19 protein-coding genes are annotated in these 22920 nt (G+C 55.9%); 15 read left to right on the forward strand and 4 right to left on the reverse strand.

The window, feature by feature from the left end:
- The first annotated feature begins 87 nt into the window (after positions 1-87).
- Positions 88-1488: a dihydrolipoyl dehydrogenase gene (gene lpdA, locus CA832_RS07950; protein ID WP_088341047.1), complete on the forward strand. Its 1401-nt coding sequence runs from the start codon at positions 88-90 to the stop codon at positions 1486-1488.
- A 12-nt stretch (positions 1489-1500) separates the two neighbouring features.
- On the opposite strand, the gene CA832_RS07955 is transcribed toward lpdA, so the two are convergent.
- A complete protein-coding gene (locus CA832_RS07955; RefSeq protein ID WP_088341048.1) occupies positions 1501-2688 on the reverse strand; it encodes an acyltransferase family protein in 1188 nt (395 codons plus the stop codon).
- A gap of 121 nt (positions 2689-2809) precedes the next feature.
- Between CA832_RS07955 and CA832_RS07960 the strand changes: the two genes are divergently transcribed.
- The 6 genes from CA832_RS07960 to CA832_RS07985 all read left to right on the forward strand — a co-directional run bounded on the left by CA832_RS07960 (position 2810) and on the right by CA832_RS07985 (position 11590).
- Positions 2810-3346 carry an NADPH-dependent FMN reductase gene (locus tag CA832_RS07960; RefSeq protein ID WP_088341049.1) on the forward strand — a complete coding sequence of 179 codons (537 nt, stop codon included), beginning with the start codon at positions 2810-2812 and terminating at the stop codon, positions 3344-3346.
- Positions 3346-4206: an alpha/beta hydrolase gene (locus CA832_RS07965; RefSeq protein WP_088341050.1), complete on the forward strand. Its 861-nt coding sequence runs from the start codon at positions 3346-3348 to the stop codon at positions 4204-4206. Before CA832_RS07960 ends, CA832_RS07965 begins: the two co-directional genes overlap by 1 nt.
- A gap of 46 nt (positions 4207-4252) precedes the next feature.
- Entirely contained in the window at positions 4253-5551 is a 1299-nt protein-coding gene (gene tilS, locus CA832_RS07970) for a tRNA lysidine(34) synthetase TilS (protein WP_158211904.1), read from the forward strand.
- Positions 5524-7533: a protein-disulfide reductase DsbD family protein gene (locus CA832_RS07975; protein ID WP_233131768.1), complete on the forward strand. Its 2010-nt coding sequence runs from the start codon at positions 5524-5526 to the stop codon at positions 7531-7533. The genes tilS and CA832_RS07975 overlap by 28 nt, the downstream gene beginning before the upstream one ends.
- Before the next feature lie 83 nt (positions 7534-7616).
- Positions 7617-10010, forward strand: coding sequence for a penicillin acylase family protein (locus tag CA832_RS07980; protein WP_088341053.1), 2394 nt, complete (start codon positions 7617-7619; stop codon positions 10008-10010).
- A gap of 50 nt (positions 10011-10060) precedes the next feature.
- On the forward strand, positions 10061-11590 hold the full coding sequence (locus tag CA832_RS07985; RefSeq protein ID WP_088341054.1) for a YifB family Mg chelatase-like AAA ATPase: 1530 nt from the start codon (positions 10061-10063) through the stop codon (positions 11588-11590).
- A gap of 12 nt (positions 11591-11602) precedes the next feature.
- Here the strand turns inward: CA832_RS07985 and CA832_RS07990 are convergent, their stop codons facing one another.
- The 3 genes from CA832_RS07990 to CA832_RS08000 form a co-directional block, all read right to left on the reverse strand.
- The gene (locus CA832_RS07990) at positions 11603-12715 is read right to left on the reverse strand and encodes a pyridoxal phosphate-dependent aminotransferase (protein ID WP_198944458.1); all 1113 of its coding nucleotides are present in this window, start codon (positions 12713-12715) and stop codon (positions 11603-11605) included.
- A 63-nt stretch (positions 12716-12778) separates the two neighbouring features.
- Positions 12779-13078 carry a hypothetical protein gene (locus CA832_RS07995; protein WP_088341055.1) on the reverse strand — a complete coding sequence of 100 codons (300 nt, stop codon included), beginning with the start codon at positions 13076-13078 and terminating at the stop codon, positions 12779-12781.
- A gap of 17 nt (positions 13079-13095) precedes the next feature.
- Positions 13096-13539 (reverse strand): hypothetical protein, encoded by a 444-nt coding sequence (locus CA832_RS08000; RefSeq protein WP_088341056.1) that lies wholly within the window; start codon positions 13537-13539, stop codon positions 13096-13098.
- A 221-nt stretch (positions 13540-13760) separates the two neighbouring features.
- On the opposite strand from CA832_RS08000, the gene CA832_RS08005 reads away from it, so the two are divergent.
- From CA832_RS08005 to ilvC, 8 genes are all read left to right on the forward strand, one after another.
- Positions 13761-14918: an Nramp family divalent metal transporter gene (locus CA832_RS08005; RefSeq protein ID WP_233131769.1), complete on the forward strand. Its 1158-nt coding sequence runs from the start codon at positions 13761-13763 to the stop codon at positions 14916-14918.
- Positions 14919-14930: 12 nt separating this feature from the next.
- Positions 14931-15668 carry a 5-oxoprolinase subunit PxpA gene (gene pxpA, locus CA832_RS08010; protein ID WP_088341057.1) on the forward strand — a complete coding sequence of 246 codons (738 nt, stop codon included), beginning with the start codon at positions 14931-14933 and terminating at the stop codon, positions 15666-15668.
- On the forward strand, positions 15665-16408 hold the full coding sequence (pxpB, locus tag CA832_RS08015) for a 5-oxoprolinase subunit PxpB (protein ID WP_088341058.1): 744 nt from the start codon (positions 15665-15667) through the stop codon (positions 16406-16408). The genes pxpA and pxpB overlap by 4 nt, the downstream gene beginning before the upstream one ends.
- Positions 16395-17240, forward strand: a complete 846-nt coding sequence (locus tag CA832_RS08020) for a 5-oxoprolinase subunit C family protein (RefSeq protein ID WP_088341059.1) — start codon at positions 16395-16397, stop codon at positions 17238-17240. Before pxpB ends, CA832_RS08020 begins: the two co-directional genes overlap by 14 nt.
- A 182-nt stretch (positions 17241-17422) precedes the next feature.
- Positions 17423-19099: a dihydroxy-acid dehydratase gene (ilvD, locus tag CA832_RS08025; protein WP_088341060.1), complete on the forward strand. Its 1677-nt coding sequence runs from the start codon at positions 17423-17425 to the stop codon at positions 19097-19099.
- A gap of 21 nt (positions 19100-19120) precedes the next feature.
- Positions 19121-20854, forward strand: coding sequence for a biosynthetic-type acetolactate synthase large subunit (ilvB, locus tag CA832_RS08030; RefSeq protein WP_088341061.1), 1734 nt, complete (start codon positions 19121-19123; stop codon positions 20852-20854).
- A gap of 26 nt (positions 20855-20880) precedes the next feature.
- Positions 20881-21408: an acetolactate synthase small subunit gene (gene ilvN / locus CA832_RS08035; RefSeq protein WP_088341062.1), complete on the forward strand. Its 528-nt coding sequence runs from the start codon at positions 20881-20883 to the stop codon at positions 21406-21408.
- A 25-nt stretch (positions 21409-21433) separates the two neighbouring features.
- Positions 21434-22909 carry a ketol-acid reductoisomerase gene (gene ilvC / locus CA832_RS08040; RefSeq protein WP_088341063.1) on the forward strand — a complete coding sequence of 492 codons (1476 nt, stop codon included), beginning with the start codon at positions 21434-21436 and terminating at the stop codon, positions 22907-22909.
- Positions 22910-22920: the final 11 nt, after the last annotated feature.

Raw genomic sequence — 22920 nt, forward strand, 5'->3', positions numbered from 1 at the left:
TCTCCGTGCGGCGGAAGGAAAAACATTCGTATTTTTGACCCTGCTTAGAAATCAGAATCAAGAACCCTTAAAGGAAACCTGTTCCAGATGAAATCCTACGATGTTGCCGTAATCGGTTCCGGACCCGGGGGCTATGTAGCCGCCATCCGTTGCGCCCAATTGGGAATGAAAACCGCCCTAATCGAAAAATACGATACCCTGGGGGGTACCTGCCTGAATGTGGGCTGCATCCCATCCAAGGCGCTTCTGGATTCCAGCCACCACTACCACGATGCGGTAAACCATTTCAAGGAACATGGGATTGACATCCCGGGCGATGTGAAGGTGAACCTGAAGCAGATGATTGCCCGGAAAGCTTCGGTGGTGGAGCAAACCACCAAGGGCATCGACTTTCTGATGGACAAGAACAAGGTAGATGTCTACCACGGGCTGGGACGGTTTAAGGACGCCACCCATATCGTGGTGGAAGGCAAGGATAAGACGGAGATCGAGACCCGGTATGCCATCATCGCAACGGGGTCCAAACCGGCCTCCCTGCCTTTTATCCAGATCGACAAGAAACGCGTGATCACCTCCACGGAGGCCCTGGAGCTGACTGAGGTCCCCAAACACCTCGTCGTAATCGGGGGTGGGGTCATAGGCCTGGAGCTGGGGCAGGTGTACAGCCGCCTGGGCGCATCGGTGAGCGTTGTGGAGTATATGGACCGGATCATCCCGGGGATGGACAAGGCGCTTTCCCGCGAACTCACCAAGGTGCTCAAGAAGCAGGGGATGAAGTTTTACCTCTCCCACAAAGTGACTGCCGTGGAAGCCAAAGGCAAAACTGTTACCGTGAAAGCCGACGACAAGAAAGGGGAGGAAGTAGTCCTCGAAGGCGACTACTGCCTGGTTTCCGTTGGCCGTAAACCCTATACCGAAGGCCTGAATACAGCAGCTGCCGGGGTGGAGCTGGACGAGCGGGGGCGCGTAAAGGTGAATGACCACCTGCAAACCACCGCATCCAACATCTACGCTATTGGCGATGTGGTCCGCGGGGCCATGCTGGCCCACAAGGCCGAGGAGGAAGGGGTTATGGTTGCCGAAATCCTGGCCGGGCAAAAGCCCCATATAGACTACAACCTCATCCCCGGGGTGGTATACACCTGGCCCGAGGTTGCCGCGGTCGGGAAAACAGAAGAAGAACTACAGGAGGCCGGTATCGAATATAAATCCGGTCAGTTCCCCATGCGCGCCCTGGGGCGTTCCCGCGCCAGTATGGATACCGATGGGTTTGTGAAAATCCTGGCCGACAAGAAAACCGACGAGGTGCTTGGAGTGCACATGGTGGGGGCCCGGGTGGCCGACCTTATTGCCGAGGCTGTTACCGCTATGGAGTACCGGGCTTCTGCGGAGGATATCGCCCGGATGAGCCACGCACACCCGACCTACGCAGAAGCGGTTAAGGAGGCAGCGCTTGCTGCAACCGACAACCGGGCGCTGCACAGTTGAGACGGTAAACGGTTAGGAACGGGACGCCAGTCCCAAAAAGCGCGAAAGGCGCCCCCATTGTACGCGCAGCGCTCTGAAGGCTATCCGTAAGGAAGATTCAATCCCTTTACCTGCCAAGCCGCGTAGCTCCCGGATACCTTCCAGGATACGGGCCTCGTGCCGGTCATAGGCCAGGGCTGCCCACGTACAGGCCAGCATAAAGGCAAGGGCACCTGCAATAGCTGCCCAAGGGGTAAGGCTGTGGTGCAGGAAGCGGTATAGCCCCATGCCGGTAAAGCTCCCGTAAAGCAGTATAAAGTGGATGACATAGATGCTCAGGGTGTTCTGGCCGATACTCAGGAAGAGCGGCTGTTTCATCAGGGACCTGAGAATCATAAAGACCGCAAAGACCAGCATCACATCCCCCAGGCGGATAAACAGGTAATTGTTGGAGACTATCATCGGGAAGAGTTCCCATCCGGTCTGCTGCCCGGCCCAGTGGAAGAAAGCCGAGGAATACCAGATAAGCCCGGCCCCGGCCAGCAGGCAGGCCGCAATACTTTTGAGATATAACATCCGGTCCTCCCTGTACCTGCGGAATACCAGGGCCAGAAACCCACCGATAGTCGCATAACCCACCCAGGGAATGATGGTGAATACCGAGCCGTTTGCTTTGGTAAAGTAGTTAGCCGCCATGGCGGGCATCCAGCTGTAATCCCAGGCTTTGTATACAGGTTCGAAAAGAAACAACACCAGGCCCAACCCTAGAAGCAGGGCCGGGAAGAGTTGGCGAGGACCTTTGCTGGCCACAAGATATAGTCCGATCACAGTCAACAGCGCAACCCCGATGCAGTGCAACACGTCTACCAGATAGAAGGATGGGTAGAGGACCCCATCCAGCAGACCAAAGAGGTTGGTGCGGAGCAGATAGCCTATCCCGATAAGCTGCAACCCCCGGCGAACCCCTTTGCGGATCCTGGGGTTGTCCCACCCCTGTCTCGGGGCCCTGACCAGCAGGAAGGTGAAAATAAACCCGGATACGGTAAAGAAAACAGGGGCCGTAATCCCCCGGAAATACTTCCAGGTGTTAAAAGCCAGGTTCTCCGGGTCCCGGAAAACCGGATCCAGCAACCCATCTATAAAGTGCCCCTGCAGCATCATCAGGATGGCCCAGGCCCGCATGGCATCGATAAAATATAACCGCTTGCTTTGTTCTACCATGGTTGCAGTACTACCCTATATACTTGAAAAAGGGCGCTTTGGATCTTTAAAGCGGCAAAATTAGCCAAAAAAGGACTCCTCCGCGCCTAATTCCCTGTATTTTAGCACAAAAAACAGCACCATGGCATTAATACTGGCAATGGCCGGAAGCAATTCCACCACTTCCATCAACCTGCAACTGGTCCGTTACACGGCAAGACAGTTGCCCGGGCATGAGGTCCGGGTTATGGACCTCTCCCAGGTTCCCATCCCCATGTACAGCGAGGACCGGGAGAAGCAGGAGGGGTTTCCGGTAGAAGTTGAGGACTTGTACCAACGCCTGCAGGCCTGCGACGGGCTGGTTTTCTCTGTCAACGAGCACAATGGCAATCCTTCGGCCTATACCAAGAACCTCCTGGACTGGCTCTCCCGGCTGGGCCGCTCCTTCCTGGAGGGCACCCCGGTACTGCTCATGTCTGCCTCCCCGGGAAAGCGGGGTGCGGCTTCCTCCTTCGAAGTGGTGCAGGGTATGATCCCCAGATTTGGGGGAACGGTAGCTGCCGGTTTTTCGCTGCCGTCCTTCGGTGCAAATTTTTCAAGGGCAGATGGAATTACAGACCCGGATCTTAGGGCCAGTCACCGCGAAGCCATTGAAACCTTCCTCCAATCCCTTCCCTGATGTCTAGAGCCTCTGTAGAACCATTCCGGGCTTTCTGGGCAGGAGTAGAGACCGCAGCCTGGTGGTACCGCCCCGAGGCGCCCAAAGGCGTTGTTTTGCTCCTTCACGGGTTTGGCGAACACAGTGGGAGGTACCGGAATTCGGTACTCCCTGTGCTGCATGAATCGGGTTGGGCAGTACTGGCCTTCGATTGGGTAGGCCATGGGCAGACTGCCGGCAAACGCGGCTATTGCCGGGGCTATGACCAGCTCCTCGATCAGGGGGTTGAGGCATTCCGGGAAGCTAAAAAACAGTATCCGGCCCTTCCATTGGTGCTCTATGGACACAGTATGGGGGGCAACCTGGCACTGAACCTGGTTTTGCGCGAACGGGTAAACCCTGACGGCGTCATTGCCAGCAGCCCGTATCTCCGCCTGGCCTTCAGACCCCCGGCGTGGAAATGGCGGTTGGGGAAATGCCTTTTGAAGGTGGCTCCCGGCCTGACCCTCCCCTCGGGCCTGGATCCCGGCGGCATTTCGACCCTGGCCGAAGAAGTGGCTGCCTACAGGAAGGACCCCCTCGTCCACGACCGGGTGAGCCCCAACTATTCCTTCCCCGTAATCGAAGCTGGGGAATGGGCCCTGGAAAATGCTTCGAAACTCGAAGTGCCCACCCTCTTGCTGCACGGGACGGCAGACCCCATCATTGACCCCGAGGGGAGCCGGATTTTACACCGCCAGTCCGATGCGACCCACCTGGTAGTAATCCCGGGTGGCTATCACGAACTCCATCACGATGCCGGGCGAAATGCCGTTTTTAAGGCGGTCTCCGGATATTTAGCCGAACGATGTGCGGGGGATGCCCCAGTACACGCGCCGTAAAAAAAGGCGCTACCTTTGCCTTATGCGCAGTCGGTTTACATCCCATTTGGAAACCCAATTCCCCGAACTCCTGGAAGCACACTTCCTACTGGCTTGCAGTGGCGGCCTGGACAGTGTGGTGCTGGCGCATCTCTGCCACAGTCTGGGATTGTCTTTTGATCTGGCGCATTGCAATTTCTCCCTCAGGGGCACGGATAGTGACCAGGATGCCAACTTCGTATCCGAACTGGCTAATGAACTGGGAATAAAATGCTTTTTAAAAACCTTTAATACAGAGGAATACGCATCAAAATATAAAGCTTCTATTCAGGAGTCGGCCCGCGCCCTGCGCTACCGGTGGTTTCACGAATTACTGGATGAAGGAAAGGGAGCATACCTGGTTACAGCCCACCATGCAGACGACGACCTTGAGACTTTCCTGATCAACCTGAGCCGGGTAACGGGTCTGGAAGGGCTCTGCGGGATCCCGAGGCGCAATGGCCCAATCCTTCGCCCCTTATTGCCCTTCTCCAGGGAGGCTTTGGAAGCCTATGCAAAGGATCACGCCATTCGCTGGCGGGAGGACCGTTCCAATGCAGGCCTGGACTACCTGCGCAACCGGTTTCGCCACCTGGCTGTCCCCGGCCTGAAGCAAGCCGACCCGGATTTCCTGTCTCAGTTTTCCAAATCCCTCGAATTCCTGCGCGGTAACCGGGAGATGCTGGCCAACCACATGGCCCGGGTTCGCGCCTCCCTTCTGGACCATTCCGCGGACGGAATCCGCATCTCCCTTGATAAACTACTTGCCCTGAACCCCCTTGAAGCTTATCTGCACGCCCTTTTGCAGGAGTATGGTTTCCGGGACTGGGCGGCCATTTCCCGATTGGTTACAGGCCCAAGCGGAAAGGCGGTGTTTTCCGCCAGTCACCGCTTGTTAAAGACCCCCGAAGCCTTGCTGGTCTTGCCCCTTCGCGAAGAATCTGCAACTGAATACCCGGTGGGGGACGGGTTGCATCCCGAGGGGTTGCCGATTCACCTTCGTATGGAAACGGTTAGCCGGATGGGGGAGACCTCCCCGGCCATACTATATACCGACAAGGAAACGTTAAAGCAGGGACTGACCCTTCGGAAATGGAAAAAAGGGGATTATTTTTACCCCCTGGGGATGCAGGGCCGGAAGAAAGTTGCCAAATTTTTCAGGGACAGCCACCTGGACCGCCGCCAACGCGAATCGGCCTGGTTGCTTTGCAGCGGCCCCGACATCGTCTGGATTCTCGGCCTGCGGGCCGATGCGCGGTTCCGCGTTACCGACCAAACCAGTGAAATACTTAAAATCACATGGGAAGATCCTATAACCTACTCCTGATTTGCCTGACCCTATTGGTTTCCGGACTTTCAGCCCAACTTGTCCCGCCCCCCGAAATGGAGGACCCTGTAGCATGGAGCCAGTCTGTGGAGCGGGTGAATGATACCACCCTGGTTCTGGTCATGCAGGCAGAGATTGAGGAGGGATGGCACCTGTATACCCAGTATTCCAACCCGGGTGGGGCCATGCCCGCGGAATTCGAATTCGTGGCCGAAGGGGAGGGGTACAGGCGTAACGGACCGGTCCAGGAAGGACAGACCTATACGGCCTATAACGATATCTTCGGGGTAGAGGAGACCTTCTATAAAGAAAACGGCGCCTTCCGGCAGGAAATCACGGTGCTGGACCCGGATCTGGACCGCGTGGTGGTGCGCATTTTCTACCAGATCTGTGAGGAGGTTTGCATCCCGGGGGATCATGAGTTTGTCTTTGCTATAAATGGGGAGCCCATCGAGCAGGAACCCGTGGTTGTCGATTCCCGGTCTGCCCAAATGGGGCAGGATTTAAAGCTGGACCTTAAACACCCTGGACGGTTGTATGCCGGGGAAGGCCTTTCTCAGTCCGGTGACGGGAGTGGGCTCTGGATGATTTTTGCCCTGGGGTTTGTCGGAGGCCTCATAGCCCTGCTGACTCCATGTGTTTTCCCCTTGATTCCCCTCACGGTTTCCTTTTTCACCAAGCAATCCGGCACACGGGGCTCCGGGATACGCAGGGCGGTGTGGTACGGGGTAAGCATTGTGCTGATTTACTTCCTGCTTAGTCTACCGTTCCACTTTTTCGACAGTGTGGATTCGCAAATCCTGAATACCATAGCGACCAATATCTGGCTGAACCTGTTTTTCTTTGTGGTTTTCCTGGTATTTGCCTTTTCCTTTTTCGGTTACTATGAACTCACCCTGCCGTCTTCCTGGGCTACGCGTGCCGATGCGGCTTCGGAGCGGATTGGCGGGGGAGTAGGGGTCTTCTTTATGGCCCTCACCCTGGCCATTGTTTCTTTTTCCTGTACAGGACCTATCCTGGGTGGCCTGTTGGGGAGTACGGCACTCTCGGAAGGGGATGTGGCAGCCAAGCTTACTGCGGGAATGGTAGGTTTCGGGGTAGCCCTGGCCCTGCCGTTTACGCTCTTTGCCCTGTTCCCGGCCTGGCTGCAGAAGCTTCCCTCTTCCGGCAGCTGGATGGAAACCGTAAAGGTAACCCTGGGGTTCCTGGAACTGGGGCTGGCCCTGAAATTCCTGTCCAACGCAGACCTGGTGGGCCATTGGGGTATCCTGAAAAGGGAAGTTTTCCTGGGGATCTGGATCGTACTGGCCCTGGTTCTGGCCTTCTACCTGCTGGGTTGGTTCCACTTCCGCAAGCAGTCGGGCACCCCGCGCATTAACCTGTGGCGCCTGGGGGGCAGTTTACTCAGTATTGCCTTTGCCGCCTATCTGGGCTATGGCCTGGTGAGCCGGGCGCCGTTGAAGTTGCTGAGCGGTTTCCCGCCACCCGACTTCTACAGCCTGGCTGAGCTGGATACAGATTGCCCCCTGGGCCTGGAATGCTACAAGGATTTCGATACAGGCCTGGAACAGGCCAGGCAGACGGGGAAGCCCATCCTCCTGGACTTTACCGGGTGGGCCTGCGTAAACTGCCGTAAAATGGAAGAAAAAGTATGGAGCCAACCCGGTGTTTTTACCCTTATCCGGGACCGGTATATTTTGGTTTCTCTCTACGTGGACGACAGGGAGCCCCTGCCTGAGGCGCAGCAGTTTACCTTCCGCTTCAACAGCGGTCGAACCAAGCGCATCCGAACCGTGGGAGACCTGTGGTCTACCTTCCAGACGGTTAACTTCGGGTCGGTTTCCCAGCCCTATTACGTAGCCCTCTCGCCGGGGTTGGAGGTCCTGGGGCCCGCCATACAGAACTCCGATGCGGCTACCTACCAGGAGTGGCTTGCTGCCGCTTTAAAGCAGCTGGAGGAAGATGCCCCGGCAGCTCCCTGATCCAGGCCTTAACCAAATTCCGGGAAGTGTTGTGGTATTCCCCACCAAAGGGCTATCTTTAATACCACAACAACCAACATCCTTTGAAGAAATTTAAACTATTCCTGCGGGTTTTGCTCGCGGCCCTGTTGCTGTTAGTAGTGGCTGCCTTCTTTTTTGTGCGTAGTCTGCGACCCGATTACGACGGTTCTCGCGTATTGGGCGGACTGCAAGACAGTGTCTCGGTGTATTACGATACCTACGGGGTACCTCACATCTTTGCCGGGAACAAGGCCGACGCGTTTCGCGCTCTGGGGTATGTACATGCCCAGGACCGCCTGTGGCAGATGGACCTGCTTCGGCGCATTGCCCCGGGCCGTATATCCGAGGTGTTCGGTCCGGACTTCCTGAATACCGACCGCTTTTTCCTCAGCCTGGGGATTGACCGGGCTACTGGAGCCTTGCTCGAAAAAGTGGACCCGGATGCCCCGGAATACCAGCTCACCCAGGCCTATCTGGACGGGATCAATGCCTTTGTGGCTTCGGGCCCCACACCTCCGGAATATTACCTGACAGGACTTGAGAAAACCCCCTTCGAACTTAGGGATGTGTACAACGCTATTGGCTATATGGCCTTTAGCTTTGCCATGGCACATAAAACAGACCCCTTCCTGGAAGAGCTGCGCCAGAGGTTGCCCGCCCAATATTTGCAAGAACTCCTCGACGAGCCTCCCGGGGCTACGGAGGTCATCCGAAATCACGATGGCAGGGATACCACCAGGGCCATCGGCCAGGTGGCTGCCGCGCTTACGGAAATCCTGGGGCCACTCCCGGTTCCTATGCTGGAAGGGAGCAATTCCTGGGTTATTGGCCCATCCAAAACCAAAGGGGGGCAGGTGATCCTCGCCAACGACCCCCATATCGGTTTTGCCCAACCTTCGGTCTGGTACGAAGCCCATATCCGCACCCCGGATTATGAGAAATACGGCTACCACCTTGCCGGGATCCCCTTTCCGCTCCTGGGACATGACCGGAACCTGGCCTACGGGCTTACCATGTTCGAAAATGACGACATCGACTTTTACCGGGAAACCCTGGACCCACAGGACACCACCCGATACCGCAGGCCCGATGGGTGGCACTCCTTTCAGTCGCACACAGCGACCATTGCCGTAAAGGGCGCCGATTCGGTGGCCTTTACCTACCGCACTACGGAAAAGGGTCCGGTCCTGAACCCGGTCCTGAAGCCACTTGAAGGTTCCCCTCCGGTGAGCATGTACTGGACCTACCTGAATGGGGAAAATCAGGTCCTGCAAGCCTTGTACGGGATAAGCGCGGCTGCCGATATTGATGGGTTTGAGGCAGCCGTAACGAAAATCCACGCTCCGGGTCTCAACGTAATGTATGGCGATGCCAGGGGTAATGTGGCCTGGTGGGCCGCCGCCAGATTGTACCGGATACCGGACACGCTGTCTACCAAGGTCTTCCTGGACGGGGCTTCTGCCGGGGAAGAATTCGCCGAAATCCTGGGGTTTGAGTCCAATCCCAGGGCGGTTAACCCGCCCTGGGGCTATGTGTATTCCGCCAACAACCAACCGGATAGTACCGCTGCCGGCTATATCCCGGGATACTACCTCCCGGAGAACCGTGCCCGGCGCATTACAGCGCTGTTGGAGTCCCGCTCCGATTGGGACCGGGAGGCGACCCAATCCATGATTACCGATGGGGTATCTCCCGTAAATGCGGAGGTCGTACGGGCCCTGTCCCGCCACGTGGAGGTGGGTCTGCTCACGGATAAGGAAATCCCCTGTATGGATGCCATCAACGCCTGGGACGGGAGTTACCCCCTGGACGGGCAGGAAGGGTTGATTTACCACCGGTGGATATACTATATTCTTGAAGGGGCTTTCCGGGACGAGTTGGGAACCGATGGGTTCCATGCCTTATTGGCCACCCACCTGCATAAACGCCTGATTGCCCGGATGGCCGAACGGCCTGCTTCTGTTTGGTGGGACAATACAAATACCCCTGATACTGCAGAGACAATGGCCCATGTGGTCAATACCGCTTTCAAGAAGGCCCGCGCCTCTATTGCCAGTGACTTTGGCGAAGACAGCGATAACTGGGAATGGGGCAAGGTGCATACCCTGGAACACGGCCACCCCATTGGCCAGGTGAAAGCCTTGCGATCCTTTTTCAATGTTGGCCCGTTTCCCGCACCGGCCTCCCGGGAGGTGATCAACAACCTGGCCTTCCAGTACGATTCCACCGGAATCTATCCGGTAACCTCCGGCCCCTCCACCCGCCGGATCGTAGATTTCTCGGATATCGAGAACAGCGTGAGTATCCTCCCCACAGGGCAGTCCGGCAACCCGTTGAGCCCCTATTACGACGACCAGGCCGAGATGTATATGAAGGGGGAATTCCGCAAGATGATGCTCAACCCCGCGGAAATAAAAGAAACCGCTGCTCACCTGCTCCTGTTCTCTCCGCAGTAACCTGAAGGCCTCTTGCATCCTGCCGGCGTACTTTGGCCCAAAAAGCAAATATGCTGGCCAAAGTCTTCGGCAGTGCCCTTATCGGTATCGAAGCCATAACCGTTACAATTGAAGTGAATATCGATTCCGGCATCGGGTACCACCTGGTGGGCCTGCCGGATAACGCGATTCGCGAGAGCAACTACCGCATTGCAGCAGCACTGCTCCACAATGGGTACCGGATCCCGGGCAAAAAAGTCACGATCAACATGGCTCCGGCGGACCTCCGGAAAGAAGGTGCGGCCTATGACCTCAGCATTGCCCTGGGAATCTTATTGGCCTCCGGGCAAATCCGTTCGGACCGGCAGGAGGAATACCTCGTCATGGGGGAGTTGGCCCTGGATGGCCGGCTTCACCCAATTAAAGGCGCCCTGCCCATAGCATTAAAGGCGCGCCAGGAAGGGTTCCGTGGGGTGGTTTTGCCGGCCTCCAATGCCGGGGAGGCGGCTGTAGTGGAAGGTCTTGAGGTATTTGGGGTAGCCTCTCTTACCGAAGTAATCGGGTTTTTTAAAGGCGCTGTAGCCCTGGAACCTTGCAGGCCCGTACCCTTCGGTGAAGCGTCCGGACTTTCTGCCCCGGCAGGGGGAGATTTTAACGACGTACGCGGGCAGGAAACCGTAAAACGGTGTATGGAAATAGCTGCGGCCGGCGGGCACAATGTGGTCCTGATTGGCCCGCCGGGTTCGGGCAAGACGATGCTGGCCAAGCGCCTGGCCGGAATTCTGCCGCCTATGACCCTGGACGAGGCCCTGGAAACCACCAAGATCCACAGTATTACAGGGTCAGGCCTGCAGGGGGGTCTCATCCGTAACCGACCCTTTCGGTGTCCGCACCATACCATTTCCGATGTGGCCCTGGTAGGCGGCGGGAGCTACCCCCAGCCGGGGGAGATTTCCCTGGCCCACAACGGGGTGCTCTTTTTGGATGAGCTCCCTGAATTCAAGCGCCATGTCCTGGAAGTCATGCGCCAGCCCCTTGAGGAGGGGCAGGTGACTATTTCCCGTTCCCGGTTTACCGTGACGTATCCCAGCCATTTCATGCTGGTGGCCAGTATGAACCCCAGCCCGGGCGGCTATTTTGCCGGCGACAGTGCCCATACCAATACCCCGACTGATATCCGCCGGTACCTGAGCCGGGTTTCCGGGCCCTTATTGGATCGTATCGACATTCATATGGAAGTCAGCCCTGTCCCGTATGAGAAACTATCCGAGGCGCGAAAAGGGGAATCCAGCCGTGTTATCCGGGAGCGTGTTACCGCTGCAAGGCAGATACAGCACCGTCGGTTTGCCGGCACTGGCACCCATTGCAACGCCCAGATGGAGGTCCGGCAAATCCGTAAATACTGTACTCCTGCCAAGGGAGCGGCCACCCTTTTGGGGGCTGCCATGGAGCGCCTGCAACTCTCGGCCCGGGCCTACGACCGGATTCTCAAGGTTGCCCGTACCATTGCAGACCTGGAGCAGGCCAGCGTCATGGGAGAGGCCCATATCGCCGAAGCAATCCAGTACCGCAGCCTGGACCGTGAAGGTTGGATGGGGTAGGTGCTACTCCTATCAAGCCATTATAGATTGGAGGGCCTGGGTGAATGCTTTCATGTCCTCCATGGTGCCGGTGCTGATCCTGGCCCAATCGGTTAGAGGCGGGAAGGGCCGGCCAATCTGCACCCCTTTGGCTGTCATTTTTCCGATCAGGTCCGAGATTTCCATCCCGCTTTTGAAGAATACGAAATTGGTGTGGGAGCGAATATAGGGCAATCCAAGGTTGTCCAGAGCGGCATAAATATGGGCCTTAGCTTTTTCGTTCTGTACCAGGCTGTACTGGTAAAACGCATCGTCCTTTAAGGCAGCTTCGGCTGCAATAAGTGCCAGGGTGTTGGTGTTGGCCATTAGCGAATCCCTTAGGCGCCGGGCAATATCCGGCCGCGCAATCAGGTACCCGATCCGGAACCCGGCCAGGCCATAGACCTTAGAGAAGGTCTTGGATACAATAACGTTATGCCCGGCTTTTACGAAGGAAACCATGGAGGGGTAATCCGGCTCGGTGATAAAGTCGTAGTAGGCTTCATCGCTAAAAATGACCGCCTGTTTTTCGGTAGCCGAGATAAAGTCCTTAAGAACCCCGGGGTTCAGCAGGGTCCCGGAAGGGTTATTCGGGTTGCAGATAAAGATCAAACGGGTGCGGGATGTAACCCGTCGGTGCATGGCTTCAAGGTCGTGCCCCAGGGCGTTATCGAGAGGAACCCGGTGGACATAGGCCCCGAAATACTCTGCATAGGTTAGCAGTGCCTGGAAGGTGGGGTCTGCGGCGATGATCTCGCCCCCATCAATGCCATAGACCAGGCCTGTGGCTTTAAGGCCTTCTGTGGAACCGCCGGTGAGGACGACACAGGATTCGGGGACCTCCTCCTTGGCGGCAATGGCGCGGACAAGGGCTCGCGAATAGGCAAAGGGATACCGGCAGCCAGCGTCCATGTTGTCGGCCACCGCTTTTCGGACCGCTTCTGAAGGGCCGAAGGGGTTTTCGTTGGCATTGAGTTTTGCAGGTCCTGCCCAGGTCGGGGCAGGGGTTGGGGCCATACGGGCCATGGCCGGGATACCGCCCATTAAAGTAAGGCCACCGCCCAGGGCCATGGTTTTAAGCCATTGTCTGCGATCCGTAGTATTCATACCTAGAGCTTTTTGCTTCAAGGTACGAATTAATCGCAATTGAAAAACGAAGGGAAATCGTCCTTAAAAAATGCGGTAAAGGGTGTTGCTCAGCAATATGGCGAGCATCAGGATCACCATGGCCAGGTTTACGGTAATGGCGATTACTTTTTTTTCGGTAAGGGGTTCTTCCATGCCCCTGTACATGTAGACCGAACCCATAACGCCCAGGACGCAGGAGGCTAGGATGGGCAATCCGAAGAGGATACGGGATACGGATGGATTCATGTTAATCATGATGGATACGGCTGCAAAAGTGAGTAGGATCAGGATCAGTTTGCTCATCCTGTAAGAGCGTTCGGTGTACTTGATTTCTGCATCCATAGTTCTGAAGATTGGGGTTAAACGACTTTGATATTGGCTCGTAAGCCTTCAATGATGCCCCTTATATTTTCAATGGTGTCGTGCAGGTGGTTCCGGATCAGGAGCCCCGGGATCCTCAGGGTGGTAAAGCCATTCTTGAAGGCCTCCATGGTAGATTCCAGTTCACTGATCGCGGTTTCGGCCGTCCAGCTCCGGGTCTCGTTCTCGATCTCGATATTGAGCTTGACTCGTGAGATGGCCAGGTCTACGGTTTTCTTGCCGTCCCACCAGGCCAGCATACCGGGTATGCCGGCGGCTTTGAGTCCGTAATACAGGATTACGGCCTCCTCCGGGATTTCATCGCGCCTTACCAGGCGCTCTACACGCGTAAAATGTGTTTTGCAAAGTTCCGCCTGGAAGCGATCCATGCTTTGGCGGTGGTCCAGATAATTAAGTGGTTTCTTGCACTCCAGACAGGTCATAGTTCGGGATGATAGGAATTAGGTTTCGGGAAAATTATAACCTCCGATTTTCCGATTTCGTATAACGTTTCGACGTATGACACCCCACCTTTCGACGAACGGCATATTTTCCGATGAAATGCACCTTTCCGGACCTCCCGGTTGAGGCCACATCCCTTTTTTGGAATGGATTATATTTACAGGCCAACCCTGCTCAGAAAATGAAAAAAACCGGCCCCGGAATGTTGATTGCTGCAGCCTTTATAGGCCCGGGTACGGTAACTACATGTCTTCGCGCGGGGATAGAAGACGGTTATTCCCTGCTCTGGGCACTTCTGGTATCGGTTGTAACTACGATAGTCCTGCAGGAAATGGCAGGCCGCCTGGGCCTGGCTACCGGCAGGGGGTTGCCGGAGGTGATCCGGGGTTATTTGGAGCACCCTTTCCTGAAATGGGGCCTGCTGGTCCTGGTTCTGGTGGCGGTAGTGCTGGGCAACGCGGCCTATGAGGCCGGGAATGTTGCCGGGGCAGTCCTGGGCCTGGAAGCCCTCCTTGGGGGTGCCTCCCCATGGTACTCCTGGACGGTAGGGCTGCTTGCCCTGCTGCTGCTTTGGTTTGGCTCTTACCGGTTGCTGGAAAGAATCTTTGCCCTTCTGGTAGGACTTATGAGTCTTTCCTTTTTAGTCACTGCCGTAGCCCTTGGGCCAGAGCTGGGAGAGGTCCTTAAAGGGTTGTTTCTCCCAAAGGCGGACCAGGAGGGGCTCTGGACGGTACTGGCCCTTATCGGGACGACCGTGGTGCCTTATAATTTGTTTTTGTACGCCTCTTTGGTCAACGAAAAATGGGATGGGCCCTCCGGGATAAGGGAGATGCGACGCGATATTGTTCTTTCGGTATGCATAGGGGGCGTGGTTTCCATGGCCATCCTGGTGACGGCTGCCGCTTCGGAAGTTGGCGGTCTTACCGGGGTGCTCGATTTGGTCGCGGCCCTGGAGCCGGTATACGGGAAGGCTGCGCGCTTTGGATTGGGGACGGGTCTTTTTGTGGCCGGCATCAGCTCTGCCATTACCGCTCCGCTTGCGGCTGCCTATGTGGCCCGTCAGTGTTTTGGCTGGGACCAGGAAACAGATCGCAATCGTTTCAGGGCGGTTTGGATCCTGATCCTCCTCTTTGGCGTATTGTCCCTGAATCTGGAGTTCAAACCCCTGGAAATCATTTTTACCGCCCAGGTAGCCAATGCCCTGGTGTTGCCCTTTATCGCCATATTCCTATGGTGGGGCGTACGCCGGGCAAAGGCCATGGGGAAATACGCCAATTCCTTTGGGCAGAATGCGGCAGCACTCTGTGTTATATTATTGGTTATAGCATTGGCATTAAAGAGCTTATGGAGCTTTATATAAAGTATTTGGTAAATGATTGATATCGACCTGAATTGCGATATGGGGGAAGGTTTGGGCAATGAAGCCGACCTCATGCCCCTTATCAGTTCCTGTAATATTGCCTGTGGCGGACATGCCGGAGACCAGGCTTCTATGCAGGCATGTGTGTCCCTGGCGCTGGAGCACGGGGTGCGCATGGGTGCCCACCCTTCCTATCCGGACCGGGATCATTTCGGAAGGAGGTCTATGGTACTGGAAAAGGCAGCGTTGAAGGCAGCCCTGGAGAGTCAGTTGGGTGTATTTGAAGCCGTGCTCCGGAACCTGGGGGCAACCCTCCACCATATCAAGGCCCATGGAGCCTTGTACAACGACCTGGCCAAAGGCGGTTCCCTGGCCGAGGACTACCTGGAAGCCCTGGCACCGTACCGGGGCCGTGCAGCCCTCTATGTTCCTGCCGGATCGGTGTTTGAGGTGATGGCGGGGAATGCCGGGTTTGCTACCGTTGCGGAAGCTTTTGCAGACCGGGCATATACGGTAGGTGGACAGCTGGCACCCAGGAAACTTCCGGGTGCGGTACTAAAACGTCCGGAAAGGGTTTTGGAGCAACTCCGGGAGATGGTCCTGAAGGGGCGGGTGCGCACCCTGGCAGGGGGCTTCCTGCCCATTGCGGCCCAAACGTATTGCGTCCATGGAGATACCCCCGGGGCATTTGAAATATTGGCGTATCTTTCCCGGGAATTGCCCAAATACGAAATCCGCGTTGCCTCGTGAATGAAATTTCCTTCCGGATAAAACCTTTTGGCACCCGCGCGGTGTTGCTCGAATGGCCCGCCGAGGTGCGTACCGATATCCTCGAGGATATAGTGGGCTTTGTGGAATTCCTGCAGGCCGGACCCATGCCCGTTTCCCAGTGGGAATTTGTCCCGGTTTATCACAGCCTTACCCTGATATCAAGAAGCGCAGATCTGGATTACCCTACTCTTAAGGAAGAGTTGGAACAAGCATATAGCGAATACCCGGGGCCCATAGCACGTGAGCAGCACCATTGGGAGCTGCCGGTGTGTTATGACGCAGCATTCGGCCCGGACCTGGATACCGCTGCCGCAGCCCTGGGGATGTCCCCGGAAGCGCTTATTGAGGCCCATACCGCCCAGCCCTATCCGGTCTATGGTATCGGGTTTTTGCCGGGTTTTCTCTATTTGGGAGGTATTCCGCAGGCCATTCAGGTACCAAGACGGGAAGCACCGAGGCTCAAAGTACCCAAGGGCGCGGTAGGCCTGGCATCCAGGCAAACCGGTATTTATCCACAGGAATCCCCGGGAGGGTGGAACCTGATCGGGAATTGCCCGATTCCGCTTTTTGACCCCAAGCGGGAACCTCCCTGCTTTGTTTCACTGGGGGATACCGTCCGCTTCCGGAGCGTTAGTCGGGCAGAATACGACCTCCATAAGATTGAGGGAGAGGTAGGGGTGTATGACTTTAAACGCAAGTACGGCAATGCTAAAGGTTAGCAAACCCGGATTTTACGCAAGTGTGCAGGATTTGGGGCGCCCCGGATACCGCCATTTCGGGGTGCCGCTAAGCGGGGCGGCAGACCGGCTTGCTGCCAGACGGGTAAATGCCCTTTTGGAGAATGACCCCGGGGATGCCGTCTTGGAAATGGCTATGCAGGGCCCCGAACTGGTGTTCGATTCCCCTACATATATCGCCCTAAGCGGGGCGGGCATGGATGTTCGTCTCAACGGCCAGGAACTCCATCCGGACCAGGTCTACCCGGTACCTGCCGGGAGTGTTCTGGAATGCGGACGGATCACCAAGGGGTTTCGTGCCTACCTGGGCATTCGCGGAGGGCTTCGGATACCCAAAATCCTGGGGAGCCGGTCCATGTTCTATCCCGTTACCGAAGGCCGCCAGATTCGGGCTGGCCAGGAACTTCCCTACGAACCATGCGCAGGCTTTGAAGCGAAAATATTGAAATTAAGCCCGATGGACCTTTACCTGGAAGAAGCACTTGTGGCATCTCCGGGACCGGAATTCGAGCTATTAGAGCCCGCAGCCCGGGAACGCTTGTTTGGAGATTCGTTTACCCTTGCCAAGGAATATGATCGGATGGCTTGCCAGTTGCAGGAAACCCTGCCTGCGCATACCCTCCAGATGATTACTTCGGCTACCTTGCCCGGAACCGTCCAACTGACCCCTGCCGGCCGCCTGATTATCCTCATGCCGGACGGGCAGACCACAGGGGGGTATCCGCGTGTGTTGCAGCTGGACAACCGATCGGTATCGGTGTTGTCCCAAAAGAAGTTTTCGGACCGAGTCCGCTTTGTGGAAAACCCTTCCTGATACCGGTTCCTGCGCATCTTGCGATTGATTGGATATGGTATTTTTATCTGCTTAACTCCCTGTTATACAGCAATTTTTATTCCAAGGCCATTAAATGAGTCTGTAGCCAGGGCCTGCAACGGGACCGCAGGCTTTAACAATCCTATATCTTTGGATTACGGATAAAAGGCCGCAGTTTACCTATGGAATTGAACCGCTACAGCAAAAACGTCACTCAGGATCCTACCCAACCCGCCGCCCAGGCCATGCTCCATGCCATTGGGCTTACCGACGAAGACCTCGGAAAACCCCTGATCGGGGTGGCCAGTACCGGGTATGAAGGCAACCCCTGCAATATGCATTTAAACAAGCTTTCGGAGCACGTCAAGGAGGGTATTCAGCAAACCGATTTGGTTGGCCTTATTTTCAATACCATTGGGGTTAGTGATGGTATTTCCATGGGAACTTATGGTATGCGGTATTCGCTCCCATCCCGGGATGTTATCGCGGATTCCATGGAGACCGTGGTACAGGCTATGAATTACGACGGTCTGGTAACCGTGGTGGGCTGCGACAAGAACATGCCTGGGGCCCTGATGGCTATGCTTCGGTTAAACCGGCCATCGGTTTTGGTCTATGGGGGTACTATTGCCTCCGGATGCCTGAACAACCAGAAACTGGACGTGGTTTCGGCCTTCGAGGCCTGGGGGCAGAAGGTAGCCGGGCAGATCGATGAGGCTCAGTACAAGCAAGTCATTCAGAATGCCTGCCCCGGAGCCGGTGCCTGTGGCGGTATGTATACGGCTAATACCATGGCTTCGGCCATTGAAGCCCTGGGGATGTCCCTCCCATACAGCTCCTCCAACCCGGCTGTGGGCCCTGAAAAGCAAGGCGATTGCCTCCGTGCCGGCAGGGCTATACGCAACCTTCTCGAAAAAGATATCAAGCCCCTGGATATCGTAACCCGGAAAGCCCTCGAAAATGCCGTGCGCCTGGTTGTGCTCCTTGGGGGGTCCACCAATGCCGTTTTGCATTTTCTGGCCATTGCCCGCGCCGCCGAGGTGGATTTCACCCTGGACGACTTCCAGCGCATAAGCGATAAGACGCCCTTTTTGGCAGACCTCAAACCCAGCGGGAAATATCTCATGGAAGATGTCCACCGCATTGGGGGGATTCCCGCCGTGCTGAAATTCATGCTGGCAGAGGGGATGCTCCACGGGGACTGTCTTACGGTAACCGGGAAAACCCTGGCCGAAAACCTGGAAGACGTGCCGCCGCTTCAGGAGGGGCAAAAGGTCGTCTATCCGCTATCCAACCCGATAAAGCCCACCGGGCACCTGCGCATCCTTTATGGGAACCTGTCGCCTACGGGAGCCGTGGCGAAGATCACCGGAAAGGAGGGCCTTCGTTTTCAGGGGCCTGCCAAGGTGTTTGAGGATGAGTTCCAGGCCAATGCCGGGATCGGCAGGGGCGAGGTGAAAAAGGGCGATGTGGTGGTCATCCGCTACGAGGGCCCGAAAGGCGGACCGGGAATGCCCGAGATGCTAAAGCCTACGAGCGCTATTATGGGCGCTGGCCTGGGCAAAGATGTAGCCCTTATCACAGATGGTCGCTTCTCAGGGGGCACCCATGGTTTTGTGGTGGGGCATGTGACCCCGGAAGCTCAGGTGGGAGGCCCTATTGCCTTACTGCGCGATGGGGATATCATTACCATAGACGCCGAGACCAATAGTATATCGGTAGACCTGTCCGATGCGGAATTGCAGCGCAGGAAGGAAGCCTGGAAGCAACCGCCGCTGAAGGTCAGGAAAGGAAGTTTGTACAAGTATGCAAAAACGGTTTCTTCGGCCTCCGAGGGTTGTGTAACCGATGCATTATAAGGAAGTAAGGTTAGTAAGCCTATGGAACCAGTCAAAGCGATGAAAAAACAAGCGGCCGAGACCAAGACGGTAACCATTACCGGGGCAGAGGCCATTATCCACTGCCTTCTGGCAGAGGGGGTAGACCTGCTCTACGGGTATCCCGGAGGAGCCATCATGCCGGTCTACGATGAACTTTATAAATTCAAGGACCGCCTGCACCACGTCCTGACCCGCCACGAACAGGGCGCGGTACACGCTGCTCAGGGATATGCCCGGGTAAGTGGCAGGGTAGGTGTGGCCATGGCGACCTCAGGCCCCGGGGCCACCAACCTGGTAACCGGCCTGGCCGATGCCCAGATCGATTCCACCCCTGTGGTTTGCATTACGGGGCAGGTGCCGCGCCACCTCCTGGGATCGGATGCTTTCCAGGAAACCGATATTGTGGGTATCTCCACCCCGGTTACCAAATGGAATTACCAGGTTACGCGGGCTGAGGAGATCCCCGAGATCATGGCCAAGGCCTTTTACATTGCTCGTAGCGGCCGCCCCGGACCCGTTTTGGTCGATATCACCAAGAATGCCCAGTTCGACACCTTGGAATTCGAGTATAAGCCCTGCAGGGGCGTCCGCAGCTATACACCCAACCCGAAGCCGGACATGGCTGCGATTGAGGCGGCTGCAGAACTCATCAACACGGCTAAAAAACCTTATATTATTTACGGGCAAGGTGTGATCCTCGGCGAGGCTGAGGCAGAATTGAATGCCCTGGTCGAGAAGTCCGGGATACCGGCAGCATGGACCATCCTGGGCTTGTCTGCCATGGATTCCGACCACCCGCTGAACGTGGGGATGGTGGGGATGCATGGAAATTACGGCCCGAATGTCCTGACCAACGAATGCGATGTGCTGATCGCCATCGGGATGCGCTTCGACGACCGGGTAACCGGGAACCTGGAAACCTATGCGAAGCAGGCCAAGGTCATCCACTTTGAAATTGACCCTGCAGAGGTGGACAAAAACGTTAAAACCCACCTGGCGGTGCTGGGAAATGCGAAAGAAACGCTCTCCCTGTTGCTGCCTAAAATCAAAAAGAACAGCCATGAAGCCTGGCTTGCGGAATTCCACAAGAAAGACCAGGAAGAATTCAATGCGGTCATCGACAAGGATCTGAACCCCACCAAACCCGGACTCACCATGGGGGAGGTGGTCGCCGAGATCAACCGGGCTACCGGGCATAAGGCCGTTATTGTCAGCGATGTAGGTCAGCATCAGATGATTGCCTGCCGCTATGCGAAATTCAGGCAGAGCAAGAGCAATATCACCTCCGGCGGACTCGGGACTATGGGCTTTGCCCTCCCGGCAGCCATAGGAGCCAAGATGGGCGCCCCGGAGCGGGAAGTGGTGGCCATTGTGGGAGACGGAGGATATCAGATGAATATCCAGGAACTCGGTACGATCTTCCAGACCAAAACACCGGTCAAAATAGTGGTGCTGAACAACGATTTTCTAGGGATGGTTCGCCAGTGGCAGGAATTGTTTTTCGACCGGCGCTATGCCTCCACCATTATGACCAACCCGGATTTTGTAAAGATTGCGGAAGGGTACCACATCAAGGCACGGCGCGTGGATGCGCGGGAAGACCTCTCGGCCGCAGTAACGGAAATGATCGCCTGCCCGGACGCCTACTTCCTGGAGGTAAAAGTGGAAAAAGAAGACAACGTATTTCCGATGATCCCATCCGGGGCATCGGTATCCGACATCCGGTTGAAATAAAAAAAGGGCCAAAAGGCTGCAGGATTATGGAAAAGCAATGGTTTACCATCTCGGTGTACTCCGAAAACCACGTAGGGTTGTTGCACAGAATATCGGGGATATTTTTAAAGCGACATATTAATATAGAAAGTTTAAATGTCTCAAAATCAGAGATAGATGATGTTTCTAAATTTACGATAGTAGTCTACACTACCGAGCGGTGGACCACCCATATCGTAGCCCAGATCGAGAAGCAGGTAGAAGTCATCAAAGCCTATTACCATACGGACGACGAAACCATCTACCAGGAATCAGCCCTCTTTAAAATCGCTTCTCACCTCTTATTCGATGAGCGGCAGATCCAGAATATCATCAAGGATAGCCACAGCCAGATTGTAACGGTAAGCCGGGATTTCTTTGTCCTCGCTAAAACGGGCCGGCGGCACGAAATTGATCAGATGTACCAGGAGCTGGAGCCTTTCGGCATCATGCAATTCGTTCGCTCCGGCCGTATAACCGTGACCAAGGCGGAAATGCCCATTTCGGCACTCCTGGAAAAATTCCAACACGCTTAATCTTATTACAAACCAGAATACAATTATGTCAAATTATTTCAATACGCTGTCCCTCAGGGAGAAACTGGAACAACTGGGTAAATGCCGCTTTATGGAGGCATCCGAATTCGCCGATGGGGTCGATGCCCTCAAGGGAAAGAAGATCGTCATAGTGGGCTGTGGCGCCCAGGGCCTGAACCAGGGCCTCAATATGCGGGACTCCGGACTGGATATCTCCTATGCCCTGCGCGAAGCTGCTATTGCGGAAAAGCGGGCTTCTTATAAAAATGCCACGGAAAACAACTTCGCAGTGGGCACCTATGAAGCGCTTATTCCCACGGCAGACCTGGTCATTAACCTGACCCCGGACAAGCAGCATACCCAGGTGGTTAGTACCGTTATGCCCCTGATGAAAAAAGGAGCTACCCTGTCCTATTCCCACGGATTCAATATTGTGGAGGAGGGGATGCAGGTGCGCAAGGACCTTACCGTGATCATGGTGGCGCCAAAAAGCCCGGGCTCCGAAGTGCGGGAGGAATATAAAAGGGGCTTCGGGGTTCCTACCCTCATTGCCGTACACCCGGAAAACGACCCGGAAGGGAAGGGCCTGGCACAGGCGAAGGCGTACGCAGCAGCTACCGGAGGCCACCGCGCAGGTGTTCTGGAATCCTCCTTTGTGGCCGAAGTGAAATCGGACCTGATGGGCGAACAAACCATCCTTTGCGGGCTTTTGCAGACGGGGTCGATCCTGTGTTTCGATAAAATGGTCGAGAAGGGGATGGATGCCGCTTATGCGGCCAAGCTCATCCAATACGGCTGGGAAACCATCACAGAAGGCCTTAAATACGGTGGGATCACCAATATGATGGACCGCCTTTCCAACCCCGCCAAGATCAAGGCTTTCGATCTCTCAGAGGAATTAAAGGACATAATGCGGCCCTTGTTCCGCAAGCATATGGACGACATCATGAGCGGTCATTTTTCCAAGACCATGATGGAAGACTGGGCCAACGACGATAAAAACCTGCTGACCTGGCGGGCGGCTACCGGGGAAACGGCCTTTGAAAAGACCGATGCCGGTCCCGATGCCATCAGCGAACAGGAGTACTATGACCACGGCGTCCTGATGGTGGCCCTTGTAAGGGCGGGGGTGGAACTGGCCTATGAATCCATGACCGAAAGCGGTATTATCGGGGAGTCTGCCTATTACGAATCCCTGCATGAAACCCCGCTTATTGCCAATACCATTGCCCGGAAGAAACTCTTCGAGATGAACCGGGTCATTTCCGATACTGCGGAGTACGGCTGTTACCTTTTCGACCATGCCTGCAAGCCATTGCTCGCCGATTTTATGAAGGGAATAGAAACGGACGTCATCGGGAAGGCTTATGGCGCAGGAAAGGATAACGGGGTAGACAACGCCCGGTTGATCGCTGTGAACAAAGCCTTGCGCACCCACCCCATCGAGGTGGTAGGCCAGCGCCTGAGGGAGTCCATGACGGCTATGAAACCCATTGTATAAATCCAATACGT

The sequence above is a fragment of the Robiginitalea sediminis genome, assembly GCF_002198115.1.
Taxonomy (GTDB): domain Bacteria; phylum Bacteroidota; class Bacteroidia; order Flavobacteriales; family Flavobacteriaceae; genus Robiginitalea; species Robiginitalea sediminis.